This window comes from Pimelobacter simplex, from assembly GCF_024662235.1.
Classification (GTDB): Bacteria; Actinomycetota; Actinomycetes; order Propionibacteriales; family Nocardioidaceae; genus Nocardioides.
In genome coordinates, this window is record NZ_CP096276.1 from 5,861,151 (window position 1) to 5,882,566 (window position 21,416).

General features: G+C 74.9%; 23 protein-coding genes. 6 read left to right on the forward strand and 17 right to left on the reverse strand.

Features of this window, described 5'->3' with window-relative positions; translation table 11 throughout:
* Window positions 1-9: 9 nt before the first annotated feature.
* A complete protein-coding gene (locus tag M0M48_RS28715; protein WP_257753747.1) occupies window positions 10-870 on the reverse strand; it encodes an ABC transporter permease in 861 nt (286 codons plus the stop codon).
* Window positions 867-1,763, reverse strand: a complete 897-nt coding sequence (locus M0M48_RS28720) for an ABC transporter ATP-binding protein (RefSeq protein ID WP_215813469.1) — start codon at window positions 1,761-1,763, stop codon at window positions 867-869. The genes M0M48_RS28715 and M0M48_RS28720 overlap by 4 nt, the downstream gene beginning before the upstream one ends.
* A gap of 130 nt (window positions 1,764-1,893) precedes the next feature.
* On the opposite strand from M0M48_RS28720, the gene M0M48_RS28725 reads away from it, so the two are divergent.
* Both M0M48_RS28725 and M0M48_RS28730 read left to right on the forward strand, forming a co-directional pair.
* Window positions 1,894-3,012 carry a sensor histidine kinase gene (locus M0M48_RS28725; RefSeq protein ID WP_257753748.1) on the forward strand — a complete coding sequence of 373 codons (1,119 nt, stop codon included), beginning with the start codon at window positions 1,894-1,896 and terminating at the stop codon, window positions 3,010-3,012.
* Window positions 3,009-3,659, forward strand: coding sequence for a response regulator (locus M0M48_RS28730; RefSeq protein ID WP_215813467.1), 651 nt, complete (start codon window positions 3,009-3,011; stop codon window positions 3,657-3,659). The genes M0M48_RS28725 and M0M48_RS28730 overlap by 4 nt, the downstream gene beginning before the upstream one ends.
* Here the strand turns inward: M0M48_RS28730 and M0M48_RS28735 are convergent.
* The 3 genes from M0M48_RS28735 to M0M48_RS28745 form a co-directional block, all read right to left on the reverse strand.
* Complete coding sequence (locus M0M48_RS28735) at window positions 3,645-4,322, reverse strand: hypothetical protein (protein ID WP_257753749.1); 678 nt, start codon at window positions 4,320-4,322, stop codon at window positions 3,645-3,647. The genes M0M48_RS28730 and M0M48_RS28735 overlap by 15 nt on opposite strands.
* A gap of 40 nt (window positions 4,323-4,362) precedes the next feature.
* Entirely contained in the window at window positions 4,363-4,695 is a 333-nt protein-coding gene (locus M0M48_RS28740; RefSeq protein ID WP_257753750.1) for a hypothetical protein, read from the reverse strand.
* A gap of 301 nt (window positions 4,696-4,996) precedes the next feature.
* Window positions 4,997-5,677, reverse strand: coding sequence for a pyridoxamine 5'-phosphate oxidase family protein (locus M0M48_RS28745; protein WP_257753751.1), 681 nt, complete (start codon window positions 5,675-5,677; stop codon window positions 4,997-4,999).
* Between the two features lie 69 nt (window positions 5,678-5,746).
* Here M0M48_RS28745 and M0M48_RS28750 point away from each other — a divergent pair, with 69 nt between their 5' ends.
* Complete coding sequence (locus tag M0M48_RS28750) at window positions 5,747-7,090, forward strand: aminotransferase-like domain-containing protein (protein WP_257753752.1); 1,344 nt, start codon at window positions 5,747-5,749, stop codon at window positions 7,088-7,090.
* Here the strand turns inward: M0M48_RS28750 and M0M48_RS28755 are convergent.
* Window positions 7,065-8,291 carry a CynX/NimT family MFS transporter gene (locus M0M48_RS28755; RefSeq protein WP_257753753.1) on the reverse strand — a complete coding sequence of 409 codons (1,227 nt, stop codon included), beginning with the start codon at window positions 8,289-8,291 and terminating at the stop codon, window positions 7,065-7,067. The genes M0M48_RS28750 and M0M48_RS28755 overlap by 26 nt on opposite strands.
* 46 nt (window positions 8,292-8,337) lie before the next feature.
* Between M0M48_RS28755 and M0M48_RS28760 the strand changes: the two genes are divergently transcribed.
* Window positions 8,338-8,997, forward strand: a complete 660-nt coding sequence (locus tag M0M48_RS28760; protein WP_257753754.1) for a FadR/GntR family transcriptional regulator — start codon at window positions 8,338-8,340, stop codon at window positions 8,995-8,997.
* Between the two features lie 20 nt (window positions 8,998-9,017).
* Here the strand turns inward: M0M48_RS28760 and M0M48_RS28765 are convergent, their stop codons facing one another.
* Window positions 9,018-9,950, reverse strand: a complete 933-nt coding sequence (locus M0M48_RS28765; RefSeq protein WP_257753755.1) for an EamA family transporter — start codon at window positions 9,948-9,950, stop codon at window positions 9,018-9,020.
* A 79-nt stretch (window positions 9,951-10,029) separates the two neighbouring features.
* On the opposite strand from M0M48_RS28765, the gene M0M48_RS28770 reads away from it, so the two are divergent.
* Window positions 10,030-10,902: a LysR substrate-binding domain-containing protein gene (locus tag M0M48_RS28770; RefSeq protein ID WP_257753756.1), complete on the forward strand. Its 873-nt coding sequence runs from the start codon at window positions 10,030-10,032 to the stop codon at window positions 10,900-10,902.
* 22 nt (window positions 10,903-10,924) lie between these two features.
* Here M0M48_RS28770 and M0M48_RS28775 read toward each other — a convergent pair whose 3' ends face one another.
* On the reverse strand, window positions 10,925-11,518 hold the full coding sequence (locus tag M0M48_RS28775; RefSeq protein WP_215813458.1) for a DNA-3-methyladenine glycosylase I: 594 nt from the start codon (window positions 11,516-11,518) through the stop codon (window positions 10,925-10,927).
* Window positions 11,519-11,526: 8 nt separating this feature from the next.
* Window positions 11,527-12,630, reverse strand: a complete 1,104-nt coding sequence (locus tag M0M48_RS28780) for a citrate synthase 2 (protein ID WP_215813457.1) — start codon at window positions 12,628-12,630, stop codon at window positions 11,527-11,529.
* Between the two features lie 106 nt (window positions 12,631-12,736).
* On the opposite strand from M0M48_RS28780, the gene pdxH reads away from it, so the two are divergent.
* Entirely contained in the window at window positions 12,737-13,420 is a 684-nt protein-coding gene (pdxH, locus tag M0M48_RS28785) for a pyridoxamine 5'-phosphate oxidase (RefSeq protein ID WP_257753757.1), read from the forward strand.
* Here pdxH and M0M48_RS28790 read toward each other — a convergent pair.
* Genes M0M48_RS28790 through M0M48_RS28825 form a run of 8 tightly spaced genes read right to left on the reverse strand, consistent with a single transcriptional unit; the run spans window position 13,372 to window position 21,409 of the window.
* Window positions 13,372-14,388 carry a hypothetical protein gene (locus M0M48_RS28790; protein ID WP_257753758.1) on the reverse strand — a complete coding sequence of 339 codons (1,017 nt, stop codon included), beginning with the start codon at window positions 14,386-14,388 and terminating at the stop codon, window positions 13,372-13,374. The genes pdxH and M0M48_RS28790 overlap by 49 nt on opposite strands.
* Window positions 14,385-15,665: a glycosyltransferase gene (locus tag M0M48_RS28795; protein WP_257753759.1), complete on the reverse strand. Its 1,281-nt coding sequence runs from the start codon at window positions 15,663-15,665 to the stop codon at window positions 14,385-14,387. The genes M0M48_RS28790 and M0M48_RS28795 overlap by 4 nt, the downstream gene beginning before the upstream one ends.
* Window positions 15,662-16,219 carry a hypothetical protein gene (locus tag M0M48_RS28800; RefSeq protein WP_257753760.1) on the reverse strand — a complete coding sequence of 186 codons (558 nt, stop codon included), beginning with the start codon at window positions 16,217-16,219 and terminating at the stop codon, window positions 15,662-15,664. The genes M0M48_RS28795 and M0M48_RS28800 overlap by 4 nt, the downstream gene beginning before the upstream one ends.
* The gene (locus M0M48_RS28805) at window positions 16,219-17,373 is read right to left on the reverse strand and encodes a glycosyltransferase (RefSeq protein ID WP_257753761.1); all 1,155 of its coding nucleotides are present in this window, start codon (window positions 17,371-17,373) and stop codon (window positions 16,219-16,221) included. The genes M0M48_RS28800 and M0M48_RS28805 overlap by 1 nt, the downstream gene beginning before the upstream one ends.
* Window positions 17,370-18,332 (reverse strand): NAD-dependent epimerase/dehydratase family protein, encoded by a 963-nt coding sequence (locus M0M48_RS28810; protein ID WP_257753762.1) that lies wholly within the window; start codon window positions 18,330-18,332, stop codon window positions 17,370-17,372. The genes M0M48_RS28805 and M0M48_RS28810 overlap by 4 nt, the downstream gene beginning before the upstream one ends.
* Window positions 18,329-19,591 carry a F390 synthetase-related protein gene (locus M0M48_RS28815; RefSeq protein WP_257753763.1) on the reverse strand — a complete coding sequence of 421 codons (1,263 nt, stop codon included), beginning with the start codon at window positions 19,589-19,591 and terminating at the stop codon, window positions 18,329-18,331. The genes M0M48_RS28810 and M0M48_RS28815 overlap by 4 nt, the downstream gene beginning before the upstream one ends.
* Window positions 19,578-20,420 (reverse strand): MBL fold metallo-hydrolase, encoded by an 843-nt coding sequence (locus tag M0M48_RS28820; protein WP_257753764.1) that lies wholly within the window; start codon window positions 20,418-20,420, stop codon window positions 19,578-19,580. Before M0M48_RS28820 ends, M0M48_RS28815 begins: the two co-directional genes overlap by 14 nt.
* Window positions 20,411-21,409: a 3-oxoacyl-[acyl-carrier-protein] synthase III C-terminal domain-containing protein gene (locus M0M48_RS28825; protein WP_257753765.1), complete on the reverse strand. Its 999-nt coding sequence runs from the start codon at window positions 21,407-21,409 to the stop codon at window positions 20,411-20,413. Before M0M48_RS28825 ends, M0M48_RS28820 begins: the two co-directional genes overlap by 10 nt.
* Between the last annotated feature and the right edge of the window lie 7 nt (window positions 21,410-21,416).

Consider the following 21,416-nt stretch of genomic DNA (forward strand, 5'->3'; position numbering starts at 1 on the left):
CCGGCGGGCTCAGGCGACGTCGCGGCGCCGGACCAGCACGATGCTGGCGACCACGGCGAGCACGAGGTAGATCCCGACGGTCAGCGCCGCCCGGCCGCCGGGCACGGTGTCGAGGACGCCCGGCGTACCGTCCCCGGCGCCGACCCCGACGATCGAGCCGATGAGCGACCCGGCGGAGGTCCCGGGCAGCACCTCGGTGAGGTTCTCGACCCAGCCGAGGAGCTGGCCGACGCCGCGCAGGAGGTTCTCCACCACCAGCGCCCAGACCAGGCCGAGGCCGACCGAGAGGGCCGGGCCGCGGGCGAGCGTCCCGAGCAGGAAGCCCAGCAGCGCCCACATCTCCAGCACCAGGAAGCCGGCGCCGAAGGCCTCGGCGACCGAGCCGAACGACGGCATCACGATGTCCTGGCTCTCGCTGGCGGTGATGACCAGCGAGATGCCGAGGTCGAGGCCGAGGGTGACGACGAGGGTGGCGAGCACGACGGCGGTCAGTGCGGTGACCGAGCCCAGCAGCGCGGGGGTACGCCGCACGCCCTGGGCGAACAGCGTCTTCCAGGTGCCCCAGCCGTAGCCGTTGCCGGCCACCAGCGCGCCGAGCACCATCATCAGCGCGCCGCCGAACATGGGCATGCCCTGGAGGAAGACGTTCGGCACGGCGTCCGGCAGCATCCGGGCGAGCTGCTCGGCCTGGGTGGTGCCCTCGTCGGCGAAGCTCGCGTCGCCGCTCGTGTAGGACAGGTAGGTGAACAGGTAGCCGAACATGATGCTCAGCACCAGCCAGGCGCCCAGCGTGATCCACACGGCGGGCCAGGCCCGCAGCCGCATCAGCTCGGCGCGCGTGCTGCGCGTGGTGGCGGTCAGGGTGCTCATGCCGATACCTCCTGGTGGGGCTGGTGGGTGGCAGTCATCTCGAAGAAGACCTCCTCGAGGCTGCGCTCGGCAGCCGTGATCTCGTGGACGTCGGCGCCCGCGGCGACGAGCGCGCGGGTGACGTCGGGGGCGCGATCGGCGGGGAGCGACAGCAGCAGCGCGCCGTCGGTCTCCCGGCGTACGCCGTCGTCGCCGGCCAGGCGCATCGCGACCGCGAGCGCCTCCGGCTCGGGGGTGGCGCGCACGCGCAGCGAGACCCCGCCGCGCAGCTCGGCCACGGTGGACTCGCGCAGCAGCCGGCCGTCGTTGATGACGCCGACCCGGTGGCAGATCTCCTGCACCTCGGCGAGGAGGTGGCTCGACAGCAGCACGGTGCGGCCCTCGCGGGCAAGGTCGACGACCAGGGCGCGCATGTCCGCCATCCCGGCCGGGTCGAGGCCGTTGGTGGGCTCGTCGAGGATGATCAGCTCGGGGTCGCCCATCAGCGCCGCCGCGACGCCGAGGCGCTGCTTCATGCCGAGCGAGTAGCCCTTGAACTTGTCGTCGCCGCGCCCGGCGAGGTCGACCCGGCCGAGCACCCGCTCGACCTCGGCGTCGCTCAGGCCGCGGTGCCGGGCGAGCACGCGCAGGTTGGCGCGGCCCGACAGGTAGGGGTGGAAGCCCGGTCCCTCGATGAGCGCGCCGACCGAGGGGTCGGCGTACGCGGTGCCGGAGGTGGGGCGGATCAGGCCGAGCAGCATCCGCAGCGTGGTCGTCTTGCCCGCCCCGTTGGGGCCGAGGAAGCCGTAGACCTCACCACGGCGCACGGTCATGGTCACCTTGTCGACGGCGACGCGGTCGCCGTAGACCTTCGTGAGGTTCTCGGTGGTGGCCACCGGTGCGTTGGGGTTCATGGCTCCACCGTCGCGGCTCGCGGGCGCCGGCGCGTCCGCTCGGCGGAGGCCCGGGGATACGCAGTTCTGCGTACGCCGCGGGCGCCTGTCGTCGTACGCGCGGGCCGGCGGGGCGCTCTAGCCTCGGCTCATGACCCATCCGAGCGTGGCGGAGCTGACTCGTGCCCACCGTGCGTGGTGGCCGTGGGCGGTGCTCGTCATCGTGTTCCTCGGCACGGCGGCCTCCAACGCCGCGAACGACCGGCACCCCGTCGTGCTGGCGGTGCTCCTCGTCGTCGCGGCGACGGTGCCGGCCGTGCTGCCGCCGCTGCCGCCCCGGACGGCGGGGCTTGCGCTGGCGGCGTCGGGGGCGCTGTGCGGGATCTACTTCGCCCTGGGCTTCGCCGACGGCCCGGTCTTCCTGGCCCTGCCGACGGTGACCTTCCTGGCCGGGGCGACAGTGCCCCTCGCGGGCTGGCTGCCGGGTGCGCTCGGCGGCGTGACGCTGATGGCCGCCGGCCTGGCCGCGCGCTGGGAGTGGCACGCCGACGAGCCGCACAAGAGCCTGTGGCAGGCGATCGGCATGGCGGGCGTGGTCCTGGCCGCCGGCGCGGTCGCGACCGCGACGCGCAACCGGTTCGAGGCGCGCGCCGAGCGGGTCGAGCGGACCGCGACCGAGGAGCGGCTGCGGATGGCGCAGGACCTGCACGACGGTGTCGGCCACGGGCTGGCCGTGATCGCCATGCAGGCCGGGGTCGCGCTCCACGTGCTCGGGCGCGACGAGGCCAAGGTGCGGGCCAGCCTGGAGGCGATCCGGGCGGCCAGCAAGGAGTCGCTCGACGCGCTGCGCGCCGAGCTCGCCGTCATCGCGGGCGAGCCCGCGCCGCGGCGTCCCGCGCCGGGTGTCGACGACATCGAGGCGCTCGTCGAGCGGGTCCGGGCCGCGGGCCTCCGGGTCGAGGTGACCGGGGCGCCGGGGTCGCTCACGCGCGAGGCCGGCGAGGCGGCGTACGCCGTGGTGCAGGAGGCGCTCACCAACGTGCTGCGCCACGCCTCGGCCGGCACCGCGTGGATCGCGTGGTCCTCGGTCGGCGGCAACGCCGTGCTGACCGTGCGCGACGACGGGCGCGGCGGCGACGTGCAGGATGAGGGCATGGGCATCAGCGGGATGCGCGCGCGGGTGGCCGCCGCGGGCGGCACGCTGCGGGTCGGCCCGCGGCCCCACGGCGGGTTCGCCGTCGTGGTCGAGGTCCCGGAGCAGCCGCGGTGATCCGGGTCGCCCTGGTCGACGACCAGCCGCTGGTCCGGATGGGCCTGGCCGCCCTCGTGGACGCCGAGCCCGACCTCACGCTCGCGGGCGAGGCGGCCGACGGGCGCGAGGGGCTGGCGCTGCTGCGCCGTACCCGGCCCGACGTGGTGCTCTGCGACGTCCGGATGCCCACGATGGACGGCCTCGAGCTGCTCGCCGCCGTCGCCCTCGACCCGGACCTCGCCGAGGTGAGGGTGGTGATGCTGACGACCTTCGAGCTCGACGAGTACGTCTTCGAGGCGCTGCGCAACGGCGCCAGCGGCTTCCTGCTCAAGGACGCCGAGCCGACCGCGATCCTCGACGCCGTCCGCGTGGTCGCCGACGGCGGCTCGCTGCTCGCGCCCTCGGTGACCCGCACGGTCATCGAGCACTTCGGCGCCCGGCGTCCCACCCAGACCCACCCGCGGCTGGGCGACCTGACCGAGCGCGAGCGCGAGATCCTCGGCTGGGTCGCGACCGGCATGTCCAACGCCGAGATCGCCGCCGCGCTCGTGGTCAGCCCCGACACCGTGCGCACCCACGTCAGCCGGGCGATGGTCAAGCTCGCCGCCCGCGACCGCGCTCAGCTGGTGGTGTTCGCGATCGAGTCGGGGCTACGGCGCGGCTAGGTCGGCGCGGAGGTCGCCAAGGGTGCGGTGAGATCGCCACGCGCCCATGAGGTCGTCGTGACCGCCGACCAGCACCCCGCAGTTGTCGACGAGGACGCCGTCGGGCCGCCCGTCGTAGAGGCGCGTGCCCTCGGGGAGCGTCGGCGGCGGGCTGTCGTACTCGGCGGTCGCGTCGTTGACGAACAGCAGCATCCGGGTTCCTGCCGGGAGTGCGCTGCGGAACCGTTCGAGGTCGAACGACGGCTCTCCCGACTCGACGCTGATCGAGCCTTGGGGGATCGGCATGCGCAGCAGGTCGTCGGGAACGGCTGCTGGGTGACGGCCGCCGATGCGCTCGGTGATCGAGAGCTCGGCGATCAGGTACGGGACGCGGTCGCCGTCGTCACGCTGCTCGAAGCCGTCGACGATGCGGACCAGGGTGGCGACGACCACCAGGTCGGACTCGGCCAGAGCCTGAGCGGGGGTGCGCGGCTCGTAGTCGTAGGCGCCGCCGGCCCGCAGGGCGCCGACATCGACGGGACGGCAGTCGGCGGTGGGCGAGGGAGGCGGGGTGGCCGGTGCGGCGGAGACCTCGGCCGAGTCTCGCTGGTCGGCGGCTCGGTCGCTCTCGGTGCCGCAGCCGGTCAGCGCGAGTGCCGCCGTGACGGCGGTGGTGGCGGCCACGACCGTGAGTCCGGCACGAGAGGCGTGGAGTGGGGACACGTCAGAACCAATCGTCGATGTGCCCGCGGTGGTGGGCGGTCCAGGTGCGGGTCCAAGCATCGGTGATCGTGCCGGTCCATCCGAGGCGCTGGCAGCTCTCGTGGGGTGCGTTGAAGTGGTTCAGGCCGAGCGTGTGCCCGAGCTCGTGGCAAGCCGTCTTGCGGTACTGGCGGTGGCGATCGCACAGTCCGTTGTCGAAACGGCGCCGGCTCTCTGCCGCTGACCGTGACGGTTGCCCACGCCAGACGACGTCGGTCTGACCTGCGGTCGAGCTGGTGTCGCACGGGACCATCTCGAAGGTGGCGGCATCAGTCGACGCGGCGAGGTAGTCCATCGCTGCGATCATCCGGGTCCTGAGCGCCGCGACCGGGGGTTCGGCGTCGTGGAAGCAGAAGGTGTGCGCCCCTCGGTCCGGGTTGAATTCCCCGTACTCCCCGCCCCAGTCGGTGGGCCAACCGTCGCCAGCGTGCCGGCGAGCGCCCGGGCGAGAGGCCGGGGCCGGTGTCGTGCCGGATCGGCTGCCATGTGCATCCCTTCGGTCAGCGGGGTGCCAGGACGGTAGGCCGGCGCCGGGCCGCCGACCACGGTTCGACGGGTTCCGTGCGCAAATCGGCGATCGGCGGCCCGAGTCGGGGCTACGGCGCGGCTGAGCGGACGTCGGCCGGCACGTCCAGGCCCGGCAGGTTGTCCTCGGCCGGCACCGCCGACCCGAGCACCCGGGTCAGCGGGATGTGCCCGCCCCACACGCCGTCCGCGATGTCGTCCGGCTCGTCCACGGGGCCGCCGGCGCGGACCTTCATCGACGCCTCGTGCAGCGGTACGGCGAGCACCGCGGTCGCCGCGAGCTCCTTGCGCGTGCTGGGGCGCAGGGTCGCCGCGCGCCCGGGGATCATGTGGTCGACGATGAGGTCGAGCGCGTGCAGCCGCTCGTCGGGGTCCTCGACCACGCGGGCCGTGCCGATCACCACCGCGGAGCGGTAGTTCATCGAGTGGTGGAACGAGGAGCGGCCGGCGACCAGGCCGTCGAGCTCGGTGACCGTCACGCAGACCGTGGCGCCGCCCGACCTCCGCAGCCAGCCCGCCGCGACCGAGCCGTGGACGTAGAGCGTGCCGCCCTCGTCGGGCCCCTCGGGGTCGACGGCGTAGGCCGTCGGCAGCACCAGCGTGTGGTCGCCCACGGTGACGCCGAGGTGGGCGACGTAGGCGTCGTCGAGGAAGGCGAGCAGCGCGGCGCGGTCGTCGATCGCGCGGTTGCGGCCGCGGTTGATGCGCGTGCGGTCGGTGGGCTCCATCGGGAGGGTCGGCGCCGTGGTCATGGGACTATCGTGGGCGACGAGTGGCCTGCAGGCACGGGCCACTTCCCGCCCACATCGACAGGCCACTCCATGCTGCCGCTCCGTCTCGACCGCGCCGACCCGCGTCCGCTCGGCACCCAGCTCGCCGACCAGGTCCGCCACCTCGTGCTCGACGGTGCGCTCGTCGGCGGCGACCGGATGCCGGCCACCCGCCGGCTCGCGGCGGACCTGGCGGTCTCCCGGTCGGTCGTCGAGCAGGCCTTCGACCAGCTGCTGGCCGAGGGCTGGCTCGAGGCCCGCCACGGCGCCGGGACCTGGGTCGCGGACGGCACGGCCGGGCGTCCCGCGGCGCCGCCGCGCCGTCGTCCGGCCACCCGGGAGCGGGACCTGGTCATGCTCGACGCCGGCACGCCGTGGATCGACCCGCGGCACGAGGCGGTCTGGCGCCGGGCCTGGCGCGAGGTCTCGGTCGCCACCCCGCCGCGCGGGTACGACGACGCGCGCGGCCTGCCCGAGCTGCGTGCACTGCTCGCCGAGCGGCTCGGCCGCACCCGCGGGGTGGTCGTCGACGCCGACCTGGTGCGGATCACCGGCGGCACGGGCGCCGGGCTGCGCAACCTCCTGGCGGTGCTGCCCTCCGGTCCGGTCGCGGTCGAGGACCCGGGCTACCGCGCGGGTGTCGCGACCGTGCTGGAGTCGGGCAGGTCCGTGCGCGACCTGCCCGCGCTCGACCCGGTCACCGACCTGAACGGGTGCGTCGCGGCCTACGTGACACCCGCCCACCAGCACCCGCTGGGCCGGGTGATGCCGGCCGCCGACCGGCTCACCCTCCTCGCCACCGCACGGCGCGACGGCACGCTCGTCGTCGAGGACGACTACGACTCCGAGTTCCGCTACGACGTCGCGCCGGTGCCCGCGCTCGCCTCGCTCGACCGGGAGCAGGTCGCCTACCTGGGCACCGCGTCCAAGGCGATCCTGCCGTCGCTGCGGCTCGGCTGGTCGGTCGTGCCCGACCGCCTCCTCGACCCGTACGACGCCCACCGCGCCGTCACCCACGACGTCCCGCCCTGGCCGGTCCAGCGGGCGCTGGTGACCCTGCTGCGCGACGGCTACGTCGACGCGGTGGTCCGCTCGGCGCGCCGGGTCTATGCGGAGCGGGCGCCGCGCGTGGTGGCCGCGCTGTCGCCGTACGCCGAGCTGGCGGGGCCGATCGCCGGCATGTACAGCAGCTGGCTGCTCCCGCACCCCGCCGCGGTCCGGGCGCGGGACGCCGCCGAGGAGGCCGGGTTCCGGGTCAACCTGCTGCGTGACTACTGCCGCTCGGCCACGCTCAGCGGGCTGCTCGTCGGGTTCGGCGGCCCGACCGACGCCGAGCTCGACGAGGCGCTGGCGGTGCTGGCCGGAGCGCTCAGCTCGCCGGCCGGCCGATCTTGACCGGTCGCCCGGCGAGGTAGCCGGCACTGGCCTGCACGAGGCCGAGGCCGACGAGCAGTGCGCACGGCAGCGCCCAGCCGCCCGAGCTGTGGTGCAGGATCCCGACGAGCAGCGGGCCACCGGCAGCGAGCAGGTAGCCGATGCTCTGGGCCATCGTCGACAGCGACGCGGTGTCGGCGGTCGAGGTGGTCCGCATCGCGAAGAACGACAGGGTCACCGGGAAGACCGCGCCGCCGGCACCGAGCAGCACCGCCCAGACCCAGGCGCCGTCGTGCGGGGCGACCCAGAGCCCGGCCCAGCCGGCCACGGTCAGCAGGGTGAGCAGCAGGACCAGGTGGCCCTGGTGGCGCAGCCGGCCGGCGACGCTCGGGGCGAGGAAGAAGAACGGGACGCCGACGGCGATGCTCAGCGCCAGCAGCAGGCCGGCCTTGGCGTCGCTGAACCCGGCGTCGGCGTACAGGCTCGGGAGCCAGCTCATCATCACGTAGGCGTAGAGCGACTGCGTGCCGAAGAGGATCGTCACGGCCCACGCCGTCGGGTTGCGCCACAGGGCGGCACCGCGCACGGTCGAGCGGGCCGGATCGCGCCGGCGGCAGTACGGCGCCCACGCGATCGCCGCGGTGACGGCGACCAGCGCCCAGACGCCGAGGCCGACGCGCCAGCTGCCCGCGGCGTCCGCGATCGGCACCGTGGTCGCGGCGCCGACGGCCGAGCCGAGCGAGAGGATCGCCGTGTAGGCGCCCGTCATCACGCCGACCCGGTCGGGGAAGTGCTCCTTGACGATGGCGGGGATGAGCACGTTGGCGAGCGCGATGCCGGCGGTCGCGACGGCGGTGCCGGCCAGCAGCGCGGGGGTGCCGTCGAGCACCCGGAGCACCAGGCCCAGGGTGAGCAGGACGAGCGCGCCCTCGAGCCCGCGGTCGACGCCGATCCAGCGGGTGACGACCATCGCCGTCGCGCCGACGAGCGCGAAGCAGAGCACCGGCAGCGAGGTGAGCACGCCCAGGGTGGCGCCGGAGACGCCGGCGTCGTTGAGCTGGTCCAGGAGCGCCCCGAGGCTGGTGATCGCCAGCCGCAGGTTGAACGCCACGAGCAGGACGGCGACGATGAGACCGATGCCCGCGCGCCCCCGTACCGTTGCCGCGCCCGGGGCCGAGGGGGAGGCTGCGGACGACGACGAGGCGTGGGTGGCGGCGGACATGCGGCTATTCTAGCCAGACATCGGATGATCGGATGAAAGGAAGTCCATGCCGCTGAGCCCGGCTACCCCGGCCTCCCTCGTGGACCAGGCCATCGACGGCATGCGCACGCTGCTCGCGAGCGGCGAGTGGACCGTCGGTACGCGCATCCCGCCCGAGCCCGCGCTCGCCGCCGCGCTGGGGGTCAGCCGCAACACCGTCCGCGAGGCGGTCAAGGCGCTCGCGCACCTCGGGATCCTGCACGTGCGGCGCGGCGACGGCACCTACGTGGCCGCGACGACCGAGATGCAGGCACTCATGCGCCGCCAGGTCGACCGGGTCGACCTCGAGCACCTGCTGGAGGTGCGCCACGCGATCGAGGTGCGGGCCGCGGCGCTGGCGGCCGAGCGCCGTACGGCCGAGGACCTGGCGGTCCTCGAGGCGGTCATGGAGCGGCGCCATGCCGCCCTCGAGAGCGGTGACGGCGAGGCGTTCATCACCGCGGACGTCGACTTCCACGTCGCCGTCGTCGCGGCGGCGCACAACCCGCTGCTCGCCGAGCTGTACGACGGCCTGGTCGAGACCCTGCGCGCCAGCATCGACGAGCCCGGCTCGGCCACCGACGTCCTGGCCGCCGAGCACGACGCGGTGCTCGACGCCGTCCGGGCCGGCGACCCGGTCGCGGCGGCCGCCGCCGGGGCCGAGCTGCTCGACCACGTCGCGCGCTGACCCGGCCCGATCCGGGCCCGTCAGTGGCGCGGCCGGCCGGCGAGCTGGCCGCCGAGGATCGCGGCGAGCGCCAGGGCGAACCCGGCCAGCTGCAGCGGCCGCAGCGCCTCCCCGACCACGAGCCAGCCGAGGCCGGCGGCGACGACGGGGGAGAGCAGGCCGAGCAGGGCCGTCGAGGCGACCGGCAGCACGCCGACCCCGCGGAACCACAGCAGGTACGCCGCCAGCCCGCCCACCACGCCCAGCCACAGGTAGCCGCCTGCCGCCGGGACGTCGATCGCCGGGGGTGCCCCCTCGACCAGGAAGGTCATCGGCAGCAGCACCAGTCCGCCCGCGGTGAGCAGCCAGCTCACCAGCACCGGTGAGCTGACCCCCTCGGGCCGGCCCCAGCGCCGGGTGAGCACCACGCCCGCGGCCATCGACAGCGCCCCACCGGCGCCGGCGAGCAGGCCGACCGGGTCGAGGGTCGCGTTCGGGCCGAGCACGACGAGCGCGACCCCGGCCACGCCGGTCAGCGCCCAGCCGACCTTGGCCGTCGTGGGCCGCTCGCCCAGCAGCGGCAGGGCGAGCGCGATGACGAGCAGCGGCTGGATCGCGCCGACCGTCGCCGCCACCCCGCCGGGCAGCCGCTCGGCGGCCATGAACAGCAGCGGGAAGAAGAACCCGATGTTGAGCGCGCCCAGCACCAGCACCCGCCACCACCACACGCCCTGCGGCAGCCGCCGGAAGATCACGAGCAGCAGGAGTCCGGCCGGCAATGCCCGCAGGAGCCCCGCGAACAGCGGGTGCCCGGGCGGCAGCAGCTCGGTCGTGACGAGGTACGTCGTGCCCCACACGGCCGGGGCGAGCGCGGTGAGGGCGGTCAGCCCGGCGGTGCCGCCGGTGCGGCTGCCGGTGCTGGGGTTGCCGCCGGTCGGGGCGGCGGTCCGGGTGGGGAGGACGGTGCTGGTCATGCATCCAGGTTCCTGCGGTCTGATCAATGAGTCCAACACATGCTTTTCATCGGATCGATCGTGCATCACGATTGATCCTGTGGAGCTCCAGCAGATGCGCTACGTCCTCGCCGTCGCCGAGCACGGCTCGTTCACCCGCGCGGCGGAGAGCTGCTTCGTCGTGCAGTCCGCGCTCAGCCACCAGGTCGCCCGGCTGGAGCAGGAGCTCGGGGTCCGGCTGTTCCACCGCACCAGCCGCCAGGTGCGGCTCAGCCCGGCCGGTGCCGCCTTCCTCCCGATCGCGCGGCAGTGCCTCGACGCGGCCGACCGCGCGGCGGCCGAGGCGGCGGCCGCGGAAGGCGAGATCCGCGGCCCGCTGGCGATCGGGGTGATCCCGACGGTGGCCGCGGTCGACGTACCGGAGGCGTTGCGGGCGTTCCGCGCGCAGCACCCCCAGGTGCAGGTCCGGCTCACCAGCGGCAACAGCGACGCCTTCGTGCGCCAGGTCGCCGACGGCGAGCTGGACCTGGCGTTCCTCGGGCTGCCCGACGACTTCGCGTTCTCCGGAGTCTCCGCGCGCCTGATCGCCCGCGACCACCACCGCGCCGTGGTCGCTCCGGAGCACCCGCTGGCCGGACGTCGCCGGCTGACGCTGGAGCGCCTGGCCGGCGAGACGTTCGTCGACTTCCCGGCCGGGACGACGGGACGCCGCCAGGCCGACCTCGCGTTCGCCGCGGCGGGGCTCACCCGCGAGGTGGCCTACGAGGTCACCGACATGCTCCTGATGAGCCGCATCCTCGGGGCCGGGCTCGGGGTCGCGCTGCTCGCGTCGACCTTCGCCGAGCAGCTGCCCGGCCTGGTCACGATCCCGGTCACCCGCGCCCCGGTCCGTACCGAGCACGTGATCTGGAGCGGGTTCGGCCCGGCACCGGCCGCGGCCGCGTTCCTGGCCCAGATCGGCATGGCGGCCTGACCGACCGGACGCGTCTGGGCGGTCAGTCGGGCCAGACGCCCGAGGTGCCCCGCCGGTGGGAGTCGACGAGGTGGGTGTCGACGATGCCGACCGCCTCCATCAGCGCGTACATCGTGGTCGGTCCCACGAACACGAACCCGCGCCGGCGCAGCTCCTTGGACAGCGCGAGCGACTCGGCCGAGGTGGTCGGGATGTCGGCGAACACCCGCGGCCGTGGGGTGTCGGCGGGCCGGAACGACCACACCAGCGCGGCCAGCCCGCCGTCGTCGCGCAGGTCGATCGTCGCGCGTGCGTTGGTGACCGCGGCCTGGATCTTGCGGAGGTTGCGCACGATGCCGGCGTCGGCCATGAGGCGCGCGACGTCCGCGTCGTCGTACCCGGCGACGACCTCGGGGTCGAAGCCGTCGAACGCGGCCCGGAAGGCCGGCCGCTTGCGCAGGATCGTCGCCCACGACAGACCGGCCTGGAACGCCTCGAGCGTGATCCGCTCGTAGAGCCCCTGCTCGTCGGTGACGGGCAGGCCCCACTCGGTGTCGTAGTAGTCGCGCAGCAGCGGGTCGTGGGCGGCCCAGGCCGGACGAGCCAGCCCGTCGTCGCCGACCACGACCCCTGCCACGGCGTCGATCAGAGCGCCCAGTCGGCGTTCCAGCCCTCGATGGCGCTGGCCGGACGCGCGGCCGGGCCGGTGTAGACGGCCGAGGGACGGATCAGGCGCCCGGTCGTCTTCTGCTCGAGGATGTGCGCGGACCAACCGCCCGTGCGGGCGCAGGTGAACATCGAGGTGAACATGTGCGGCGGCACCTCGGCGAAGTCGAGGACGATGGCCGCCCAGAACTCGACGTTGGTCTCGAGCACGCGGTCGGGACGGCGCTCGCGGAGCTCGGCCAGCGCGGCCTGCTCCAGCGCCTCGGCGATCGCGTAGCGCGGGGCGCCCAGCTCCTTGGCGGTCCGGCGCAGCACGCGGGCGCGCGGGTCCTCGGCCCGGTAGACGCGGTGGCCGAAGCCCATCAGCCGCTCGCCGGAGTCGAGCAGGTTCTTGACGTAGGCGCGCGCGTCGCCGGTCTTCTCGACCTCCTCGATCATGTGCAGCACCCGCGACGGCGCGCCGCCGTGGAGCGGGCCGCTCATCGCGCCGATCGCGCCGGAGAAGGCCGCCGCGACGTCCGCGCCGGTCGAGGTGATGACGCGGGCGGTGAACGTCGAGGCGTTCATGCCGTGCTCGGCCGCGGAGGACCAGTAGGCGTCGATCGCGTGGGCGTGCTTGGGGTCGGCCTCGCCGCGCCAGCGGATGAGGAACTTCTCGGCGAGCGTCTTGCCCTCGTCGACGAGCCGCTGGGGGACGACGGGGAGGTGCAGGTCGCGGGCCGACTGGCCGGCGTACGAGAGGACCATGACGGCGACCCGGGCGAGGTCCGCACGGGCCTGCTCGTCGCTGATGTCGTAGGTCTGGCCGAAGCCGAAGGCCGGCGCGAGCATCGCGATCGCGGCTTGGACGTCGACACGGACGTCGCCGGTGTGCACCGGCAGGCTGAACGCCTCGGCCGGCGGCAGGCCGGGCGTGAAGGCGCCGTCGATCAGCAGCCCCCAGACGTTCTCGAAGGGGACCCGGCCGACCAGGTCCTCGATGTCGACACCGCGGTAGCGCAGCGCCGAGCCTTCCTTGTCCGGCTCCGCGATCTGGGTCTCGAAGGCGATGACGCCTTCCAGTCCGTGGTGTACCTCAGGCATCGGCGAACTCCTTCGTTGCGACGGGGCGAGCCGTCCGGATGCCGGGCGACCCGCAGGCCACCCGGCATTCTGCCCCACCTCCCGTCCGGCGCCCTACGCTGGCCCCATGCCCGCCGAAGCCGACGCGCGTGAAGACCTGGCCACCCTCCGCAAGGAGTACGGCGACCGCGGGCTCGCCGAGGCCGAATTGCCCGACGACCCGTGGCCCCTGTGGCAGCGCTGGTTCGACGACGTCGCGGCCGCCGGGGTGCACGAGCCCAACGCCATGGTCGTGGCCACCGTCGACCCCGACGGGATGCCGTCGTCGCGGATGGTGCTGCTCAAGGGCGTGCGCAGCGCGGGCGACGGCGAGGGCTTCCGGTTCTTCACCAACACCGCCTCCCGCAAGGGCACGGCGCTCGCCCACGAGCCCCGCTGCGCCCTGCTGTTCCCCTGGCACCCGCTCGAGCGGCAGGTGCGGGTCGAGGGCACGGCGGAGGCGCTGTCGGAGGCCGACGTGGCGGCGTACTTCTCCTCGCGGCCGCGGGGCTCCCAGCTCGGCGCCTGGGCCTCGCCCCAGTCCGAGGTGGTCGCCGGCCGCGGCGACCTGGAGGACTCCTACCGCGCCGCCGAGGACCGGTTCACCGGCCCGGACGGGCCGCTGCCCGTCCCGGTCCCGCCCACCTGGGGCGGGTATGTCGTCCGGCCGGCGTCGTTCGAGTTCTGGCAGGGCCGGCCGGGGCGGCTGCACGACCGGATCCGCTACACGCGCCAGGGTGCCGGCTGGTCGAGGGTGCGGCTCGCCCCCTGAGGGGCGCCGTCGCGCGGCTTGTCCTCGCTGCGGCTGGCGGCGTAGATCGCGCCCAGCACGACCAGGACCAGGATCACCGCCACGATCACCAGCGTCTGGCGCCGGTCCTCGGGCGAGGTGTGGTTGACCGGGTGCCGCCGCCGGCCCTTGCGGCCGCTGCGGCGGCGGCGCTCCCGGCCGTCCTCGAGCCCGGGGAGCGGACCGGCGCCCTCGAGCGGGGAGAAGTGCGGGACCGCGTAGGTCGGCGCGACGATATTGCGGAACTCGTCCTGGATCGGCCGGGCCTGGGCGTCGACGTGGCGGGCCGGCTCGGGGTCGGGCTCGGGTTCGACCGGCTCCGGCTCGGGCTCGACCGGCTCGGGCTCGACCGGGGCGGGTTCGGGTTCGGGCTCGGGGACGAGGGCGACCGGCGGCGCCACGACGACGGGATCGTCGCGCAGGTCCGGCAGCGGATCGGTGAGCGGATCGAAGCGCGGCACGTCCCGGCTCGGCAGCAGCAGCGAGCGGAACTCCTCGGGCGCCGGCTTCGTCACCACGGCGACCACCTCCGGCTCCGGCTCCGGTTCTGGTTCCGCCTCGGGTTCCGGCTCGGGTTCCGGCGGGGCGAGCACGACGTGCGGCCGCCCGTGGCTGGGCCACTGGTCGGCGCCGATCATCTCCAGCACCACCAGGAGCGCCTGGGGCGTCGGGCGGCGGTGGTCCGGTCCGACGATGGCGCGAACGAGCACCTCGGAGGCGAACGGCGGGAAGCCGGGGTCCAGGTCCGCGGGGGCGGCGGGCTCCGGCGTACCGGGCTCGACGCCGGTGAGCGCGTGGTAGGCGAGCTGGGCCAGCGCGGCCACGTCGGTCTCGTCCACGCGGCAGAGCAGGGGGATCGCCTGCTCGGCCGGTACGGCGTCCGGCGCGGCCGCGGCGATCAGCGCCGAGAGCAGGGCGCGCTCGTCTTCAGGGGGGAGCCCCAGGGTCATGGGGCGAATCCTGCCGCCGGATCAGCGGCCGTGGGGCCGATTTCGGCCAACCGGGCCCGGACCTCGGCGGCGATCGCGTCCACGGCGGGGGTCCGGGCGAGGCCGGCGGCGACCTCCTCCGCCGCCCGCCGGTACGACGGCACGGCGAGCACCTCGCGGATCGCGGCGGCGAGCGTGGTGGTCACCGCGACGGCCACGCCCGCCTCCGTCAGCCGGACGGCGTGGTCGAACTGGTCGTAGTCCACCGGCACCACCACCGCGGGCAGACCGGCCGCGAGCGTGTGCCCCAGCACCCCGGCGCCGCCGTGGTGCACGACGGCGGCGAAGCGGGGCAGGTCGCGGGCGTAGTCGACGTACCGGTGCACCTGCACGCGGGCCCCGGGAGCCGACGGCGGCACCGGGTCGCCCCCGAGGCTCACGTGCACGTCGACGTCCGGCAGCGCGGCCGCCGCCTCGGCCGCGGAGACCAGCAGCGACGCCTTGTGCCAGGGCAGGTGCGTCCCGGCCGTCACGAGGACGGCGGGCCGTCCCGGCGCCAGGTCCGGAGCGGGTACGGCGGTGGGCGGGGTGTGGAGCACCGGTCCGACGTACCGCACGGCCGCCGGGAGCGACCGCGGGAACTCGATCGCCTCGGGGGTGAGCGCGAAGATCCGCTCGGGGGAGTAGATCGCCTCCGAGCCGTCCGGCCGGTGCAGCCGCGGCACCCCCACCTCCGCCAGCCGTACGCCGGCCAGCCGTGGCGCGAGCCCCTTGAACCCGCGCACCACGGCCCGTCCGAGCGCGTCACGCGAGCGGCCGGCCAGGCCGACCCCCGGGCGCCACCCGCCCAGGTAGGACGGCGGCCCGCTGCGGCCCTCGATCGCGCACGGCGACGGGTGCGTCGTCCACCACGGCACGCCGATCTCGTCGGCGGCGCTGCCGACCGCGCCCATGGTGAAGTCCGCGAGCACCAGGTCCGGCCGGCGCGCGGCCCACACGTCCAGCAGCTCGGTGCGGAACTCCCGCTGCAGGCCCACCGCCGCCCGCAGCTGCCGGGCGAGCCGGCGCGGGTTGCTGCCCACCCGGTAGGGCGGGTTCACGACCGTCTCGAGGACCTCGTCGGCGCCGTCGAGCAGCGCCAGGCCCGGTACGCCGGTCGCGGTGATCGCCGGGAGCGCGCCGGCCGTGCTGATCACCCGGACCTCGACGCCGGGCTCACGGGCGAGACGCGCCGCGATGCCCAGGATCGGGTGCAGGTGGCCGGCCATCGGCGGAGCAACGAGGTCGACGAGGCTCATGACGCGGCCTCCAGCTCGGCCAGCAGCGTGCGGCAGAGCGCGGTGAGCTCGGGTGCGGCGAGGTAGTCGAGGTGTCCCGCGTCCACGGTGACCTCGTGCGGCCACCACCGGGCGAGGTGGTCGCTGCGGCTGCCGACCCGGATCACCCGGCACGACGGCGGCCGGGTGGCGACGGCGCCGTACGCGACGACGACGAGCCGGTCGAGCACCGGTGCCGGCAGATCGAGCCGGCCGAGCAGGTCGAGACCGATCGACCCGGCCAGGACCAGCGTCCGGTCGGCGGCGAGCAGCTGCCGGGTGACCGACGGACGCACCCGGGCCGCCCACGGCCGGCGGAGCAGCCGGATCCGCCAGAACAGGACCAGGTGCCGCAGGCTCCCGAGCCACAGCGGCACCGGCCGGTACGGCGCGAGCCCCGTGGCGTAGGGGAAGTTGAGCCGGACCTTCGCCTCGTCCGCGATCGGCAGCGCGTCCAGGAAGGCGCTCTGCACGGGGGAGAGCGCGCACGAGCGCGGGTCGCTCTGCCCGGTCAGGTGCAGCACCTGGAGGCGCATCAGCGGTCGTCCGGCCCGGGCACGGGCACCGGCACCGGCGAGAAGTCGTCGTCGGAGCGCACCCGGTAGGTGCGGGTCCGCCACCGGATCGTGCGCTGCACCGCGCCGTGCCCCAGGTGGGCGGGCTGCACGAGCTCGGAGACCAGCGACAGCGCGGGGGCGTGGAGCGGACGCCCGTAGATCCGCCGTTGCAGGCCCCGCAGCAGCAGGGCGCGCCCACCCAGGACGGCGACCACCGACAGCACCCGGCGCGACCGGGCCGAGCCGACCAGGACGAACCACAGCAGGTTCGGGTGCACGCCGTGGAGCACGCTGATCGCGCCGACCGTGGCGGGCGGCTGGCGGCGCAGCAGCAGGTTGGCGAAGAGCATCCAGCGGTGCATCAGGCGCACGTAGGGGGCGGGACCGTCGACGGTCGTGGTGATCCACTGGGGGGACGCGGTCTGGCAGATCGTCCCGCCGCTGCCGAGCACCGCCCCGGCGACCGCGAGGTCGTCGGTCAGGTTGCGCAGGATCGGCGTGAATCCCCCGAGGGCGCGCAGGTCCGCGACCCGCATCGCCCAGCACATGCCGTTGATCGTCACCGGTGCCATCGGCAGGTAGGTCAGCGCCGCGTTGTTGTCGACGAACTGCTCGACCAGCCGGGCCCACACCGTCCCCCCAGGCAGGTACGCCGGGAGGCCGGTCGCGAGCGTCGCCCGGTCCAGGCCGCCCAGCAGGGCGCCGAGGCTGGTCCGCGGCAGCCGCGTGTCGTCGTCCAGGACGAGGAAGATCTCGTCGTCCGCGCAGTCGTCGAGCGCGGGCTGGAGCTTGGCGAGCTTGGGGTTGATCCCGTCGGGTGCGGGCGGGCAGACCCGTACGGTCAGCCGGGGCGCGGGGCCGATCCGCGCGACCACGCGCTGTGCCTCGGGATCGTCCTCGTCGACCAGCCAGACGAAGCGCGCGCCGGCCAGCGACAGCAGGTTGTCGCGCAGCGCGTCCTCGAGCCCGGGATCGCCCGACAGGATGGGCTGCACGACGACCACCCGGGCGATCGCGTCGGCGGCCGGCTCGACCGCGGGCGGCGCCTGCCGGGCGGCGTGCAGGGCGGCGGCGGACTTGCCGGCCTGGAGGGCGAGGTAGCCGACCGCGGCCCGTCGTACCCAGCGGCTCACAGGCGCTCCTTCTGCCAGGACACGAACTCGTCGACGCCTTGGGCGACGGAGATCCGTGGCGCGCCGAGGTCGCGCAGCATCTTGTCGGGCACGAACGTCTTGGACCAGCTCAGCACCCCCACGCCGTAGGGGGTGATCGGCGGTTCGCCGGGCAGGCGCAGGAGCCGCCAGGTCCGCTCCAGCACGGTCGCCGCGCGCATCGCGGTGGTCAGGCTGACCTCGCGGGTCGGGGGCTGCAGGCCCAGCCGCTCGATCACCTCGAGCAGCATCGTCTGGATCTCGACCGGCTCGGCGTTGGTCAGGTGGTAGACGCCGCCGAGGTCGGGGCGCGCGGCGAGCCGGAGCAGGTAGTCCGCGAGGTTGTCGACGTAGATCAGGTCGCCCACCGCAGGTTCGGAGCGTCCGGTCAGCCGGGGGACCCGGCCGGCCTTGGCGGCCGCGATGATCCGGGGGAAGAGCACCGTGTCGCCGGGTCCGAACACCGCGCGCGGCCGCGCGATCACCCAGGAACCCCCGTAGGTACGGACGATCCGCTCCGAGTCGGCCTTCGTGCGCGCGTAGTCGTTGGCGAAGTCGCCGGGCAGTGGGCTCTCCTCGGTCAGGTCGAGCTGGTCGCCGTCGCGGTAGAGCACCGAGGACGACGACACGTGCACCAGCCGCGGGCTCCCCAGCAGTGCGCACCAGTCGACCACGGTCTGGGTCGCGATCACGTTGTCGCTGTCGTAGTCCGCCCGCTTCGCGTAGGGGGTGGCCCGGGCCGCGCAGTGGATCACCGCGTCGGGCTGCCACGGCAGCGCCGGCAGGTCCTCGGGGCCGACCCGGCCGAGGTCGGCGCTCAGGTAGCCGTCCTGGTCGAGGCGGCGCCGGCCCAGGCCGACCACCTCGTGGCCCGCGGCCCGCGCCAGCTCGACGGTCCGGCCGCCGACGAAGCCCGAGGCTCCGGTCACGAGGATTCTCATGTCACCTTCCTGATGCGTCGTCGCTTCTGCGTGGGCGCCTCGTCCGGCCACCCCATCGGGACGACCTCGGGCGCCCGCGCGCCGAGCCGCTCGGCGAGACGCCCGGCCTCGGCCGCGACCCGGGTGACGGCGTCCGGGCCGCCGAGCATTGTCGCGAGCCGCCACTGGGCGCCGTGCTGCTCGATGCGGTAGTCGCCGAGGTCTCCGGCCAGTGCCACCGCGTGGCGCAGCGCGTCCGGGTAGACGGGCACGTCTCCGGGCGGCAGCGTCAGCACGTCGTCCGCGCGGCCCAGGACGGCGGCGATGCTGCGTCCCGGCCGACCGCACGGGCAGGGGCCCGGCGCGGCCAGGAGGACGTCGTCGAGGCGGTGGCGCACGACGTACTGGGTGGTGCGGGTGAAGTCGGTGATGACCGGGTGGAAGCGCTGGTGGTCGATCCACTCCGGCTCGACGTGCAGGTGCGCCTCGTTGAGGTGCAGCCGTCCGGCCGGGCAGCTCACTGCGAGCAGACCCTCGGTGGCTTGGTAGATCTGCTCAACCGGGCGCCTCCAGACGGCGGCGATCACCGCGGCGTCGTCGGGCTCGAGGGTCTCGGCGACCGACACCACCTGGAGCGGGCGCAGGCCGCGGGGCGCGGCCTCGGCGATCCGGCGCAGGACGGCGGCAGGCGCCACCAGGACGTCGGTGCCGGCCAGCCGCGGCAGGTGCGTCTCGAGCGGGACGGTGAGGTCGTGCCAGGAGAACGCGACCCGGCTGCTGTCGAGCGTCTCGTACAGATTGCTGTTGGCCCGCAGGAAGAGTGCGACCCGCAGCGGGCGGCGCAGCATCGTCCGCAATGACGCGGGCGACATCAGCTGACCCATCAGGATGCCCGCCCACAGGCGGCTCTCCGCCTCGGAGACGAGGAAGACGCCGCGGGTTCCGGACGTCCCGGACGACAGCCCGACGGTCACCCCGCCGGGCAGCGTGTGGGCGAAGTCGCGGGAGCGCTCGGCCGACTCGGCCACCGCGAGCGCGCGGTCGAGGGTGATCCCGTGCCGGTTGAACGACGCGAAGTCGGCGAGCACCGTGCGCTTGTCGACGACCGGCAGGTCCGCGAGCGACGCACCCGCGAAACCCGCGTAGAACGGGGCTTTCGTCAGCTCGTGGCGCAGGAAGTGGTCGAGTGCGCGGGCGCGCCGGCGGTCGAACCCACCCCGGGGGAGCCAGCGCTCGCGGGCGAACGCCGCCGCGACGACCCGCGCGTCAGAGTCCGGCATGCCAGGCGTCGAAGCCCGCGGTGCAGTGGGCGGGGAGCAGGAGCAGGTCGGGGTGCGCGCGGTGCAGCGCATGGAGGTGGCCGAGCGTGCCCATCGCGGCGGTCCAGTCGTCGAAGGCGATCCCGGCCAGGCGGGACGGCGGCGCGAGGTCGGTGATCGACTTCGTGAACCACGCGGCGTCGCCGGCGAGCAGCACCTGGCGCCCGTCGGTCGCGGTGAGCACCAGACCGAGGTGACCGGGCATGTGGCCGGGCAGGGCGACCAGCAGGAGGCTGCCGTCGCCGAGCAGGTCGCCGCCCGGAAGGTCCTCGGCAGCGAGGAGCCGGTCGCTCAGGCCGTCGGGCAGCATCGCGGGCAGCAGGCCGTGCCGGATCGCGTTGATCCCCTTGAGACCGGTGATCTGGGCGCTGCCGGCGCCTCCGGCGACGATCCGGGCGTTGGGGTAGTCGCGCAGGCCCGCGACGTGGTCGCCGTGGAAGTGCGAGACCACGACGCGTCGTACGTCGAGCGGGTCGATGCCGAGCCCGCGGAGCTGGGCCGGCAGGTGCTGGTCGTCGGGCAGCGTGACCGGGAGCAGCTCGCGGTAGAGCCGAGCGGGGAGTCGCTGGGTCGCGGTGAAGAAGTGGTCGGCGTACCCGGTGTCGAAGAGGGTCCAGCCGTGCTCGGGGTGCCCGATCGCCGCGGCGTACGACGGGAACTCGATGGGGCGCATCGGCGCGCCCTTGCGGGCCAGGCCCTCGATCTGGACGCAGTGGCCCACGCGCAGCCAGTGGAGCGTGACCCGGGGCTGGTCGGTGGGCAGCCCGGCGGGGAGGTCGGTCAGTAGCACAGCACGATCCCGCCCAGGCTGAGGCCGGCGCCGGTCCCGAGCAGCAGCGCCCGGTCCCCCCGGCGCAGCCGGCCGCTCTCGATCGCGGCGTGCAGCGCGGACGGCAGCGAGGCACCGACCTGGTTGCCGTGGTCGGCGTAGATGTCGACGAGGCGATCACCCTCGACGCCGAAGCGGCTGCGCACCCAGTCGAGCGCGTGGTGGCTCGCCTGGTGCGGGACGACGACGGACAGGTCGTCCATCGTGGTCCCGGCCTCGGCGAGCAGCCCGTCCACGAAGGGCGGCAGGTGCTTGATCGCCAGCCGGAAGACGGCGCCGCCCTCCATCCGGAAGCGTGCCCAGTCGGCGTAGTCGCCGTCGACCCGGTCGGGCGCGAAGCGGGAGCCACCGCCCTTGATCTCGCAGGTGTGGGCGCCCTCGCTGTGGGTGGCCAGACCGGCCGCCAGGACGGCGGACCCGGTCGTCCCGGCGTGGCCGACCACCACGGCGGCGGCGCCGTCGCCGAAGATCCCGGAGGCACCGAGGTCGGACCAGTCCAGGCCGACGGAGGCGAGGTCGCTGGAGACGATGAGGATCCGCTCGTGGCGGCCCGCGTCGACCAGCGTCGCGGCCAGGTCGAGCGCGACCAGGAAGCTCAGGCAGCTCGCGTTGACGTCCCACGCGGGCACGGGGCGCGCCGGGGTGAGCTCCTCGTGCAGCAGCGCGGCATTGCAGGGCAGCGGCTGGTCGGGCGTCGCGCTCGCGCCGAGGATCACGTCGACGTCGTCGAGGGTCAGTCCCGCGTCGGCGAGCGCCTTGCGCGCGGCCCGGGCGCCCAGCGCTGCGGCGCTGCCACGCTCGACGTGGCGCACTCGTACGCCGGTCCGCTCCTCGACCGTGCCGGCGGCCAGGCCCAGCCGCTCGTCGAGCTCCGCGCTCGTCAGCACCTCGTCCGGCAGTACCGCGGCGGTGCCGAGGATCCGCAGCGCGCGCGACCCGAGATCTGGCACGGGAGCC

Coding starts and splice junctions, on each gene's coding strand:
- M0M48_RS28715 (WP_257753747.1), bottom strand. CDS start 870: ATGAGCACCCTGACCGCCACCACGCGCAGCACGCGCGCCGAGCTGATG.
- M0M48_RS28720 (WP_215813469.1), bottom strand. CDS start 1,763: ATGAACCCCAACGCACCGGTGGCCACCACCGAGAACCTCACGAAGGTC.
- M0M48_RS28725 (WP_257753748.1), top strand. CDS start 1,894: ATGACCCATCCGAGCGTGGCGGAGCTGACTCGTGCCCACCGTGCGTGG.
- M0M48_RS28740 (WP_257753750.1), bottom strand. CDS start 4,695: ATGGACTACCTCGCCGCGTCGACTGATGCCGCCACCTTCGAGATGGTC.
- M0M48_RS28745 (WP_257753751.1), bottom strand. CDS start 5,677: ATGACCACGGCGCCGACCCTCCCGATGGAGCCCACCGACCGCACGCGC.
- M0M48_RS28750 (WP_257753752.1), top strand. CDS start 5,747: ATGCTGCCGCTCCGTCTCGACCGCGCCGACCCGCGTCCGCTCGGCACC.
- M0M48_RS28755 (WP_257753753.1), bottom strand. CDS start 8,291: ATGTCCGCCGCCACCCACGCCTCGTCGTCGTCCGCAGCCTCCCCCTCG.
- M0M48_RS28760 (WP_257753754.1), top strand. CDS start 8,338: ATGCCGCTGAGCCCGGCTACCCCGGCCTCCCTCGTGGACCAGGCCATC.
- M0M48_RS28765 (WP_257753755.1), bottom strand. CDS start 9,950: ATGACCAGCACCGTCCTCCCCACCCGGACCGCCGCCCCGACCGGCGGC.
- M0M48_RS28780 (WP_215813457.1), bottom strand. CDS start 12,630: ATGCCTGAGGTACACCACGGACTGGAAGGCGTCATCGCCTTCGAGACC.
- pdxH (WP_257753757.1), top strand. CDS start 12,737: ATGCCCGCCGAAGCCGACGCGCGTGAAGACCTGGCCACCCTCCGCAAG.
- M0M48_RS28790 (WP_257753758.1), bottom strand. CDS start 14,388: ATGACCCTGGGGCTCCCCCCTGAAGACGAGCGCGCCCTGCTCTCGGCG.
- M0M48_RS28795 (WP_257753759.1), bottom strand. CDS start 15,665: ATGAGCCTCGTCGACCTCGTTGCTCCGCCGATGGCCGGCCACCTGCAC.
- M0M48_RS28800 (WP_257753760.1), bottom strand. CDS start 16,219: ATGCGCCTCCAGGTGCTGCACCTGACCGGGCAGAGCGACCCGCGCTCG.
- M0M48_RS28810 (WP_257753762.1), bottom strand. CDS start 18,332: ATGAGAATCCTCGTGACCGGAGCCTCGGGCTTCGTCGGCGGCCGGACC.
- M0M48_RS28815 (WP_257753763.1), bottom strand. CDS start 19,591: ATGCCGGACTCTGACGCGCGGGTCGTCGCGGCGGCGTTCGCCCGCGAG.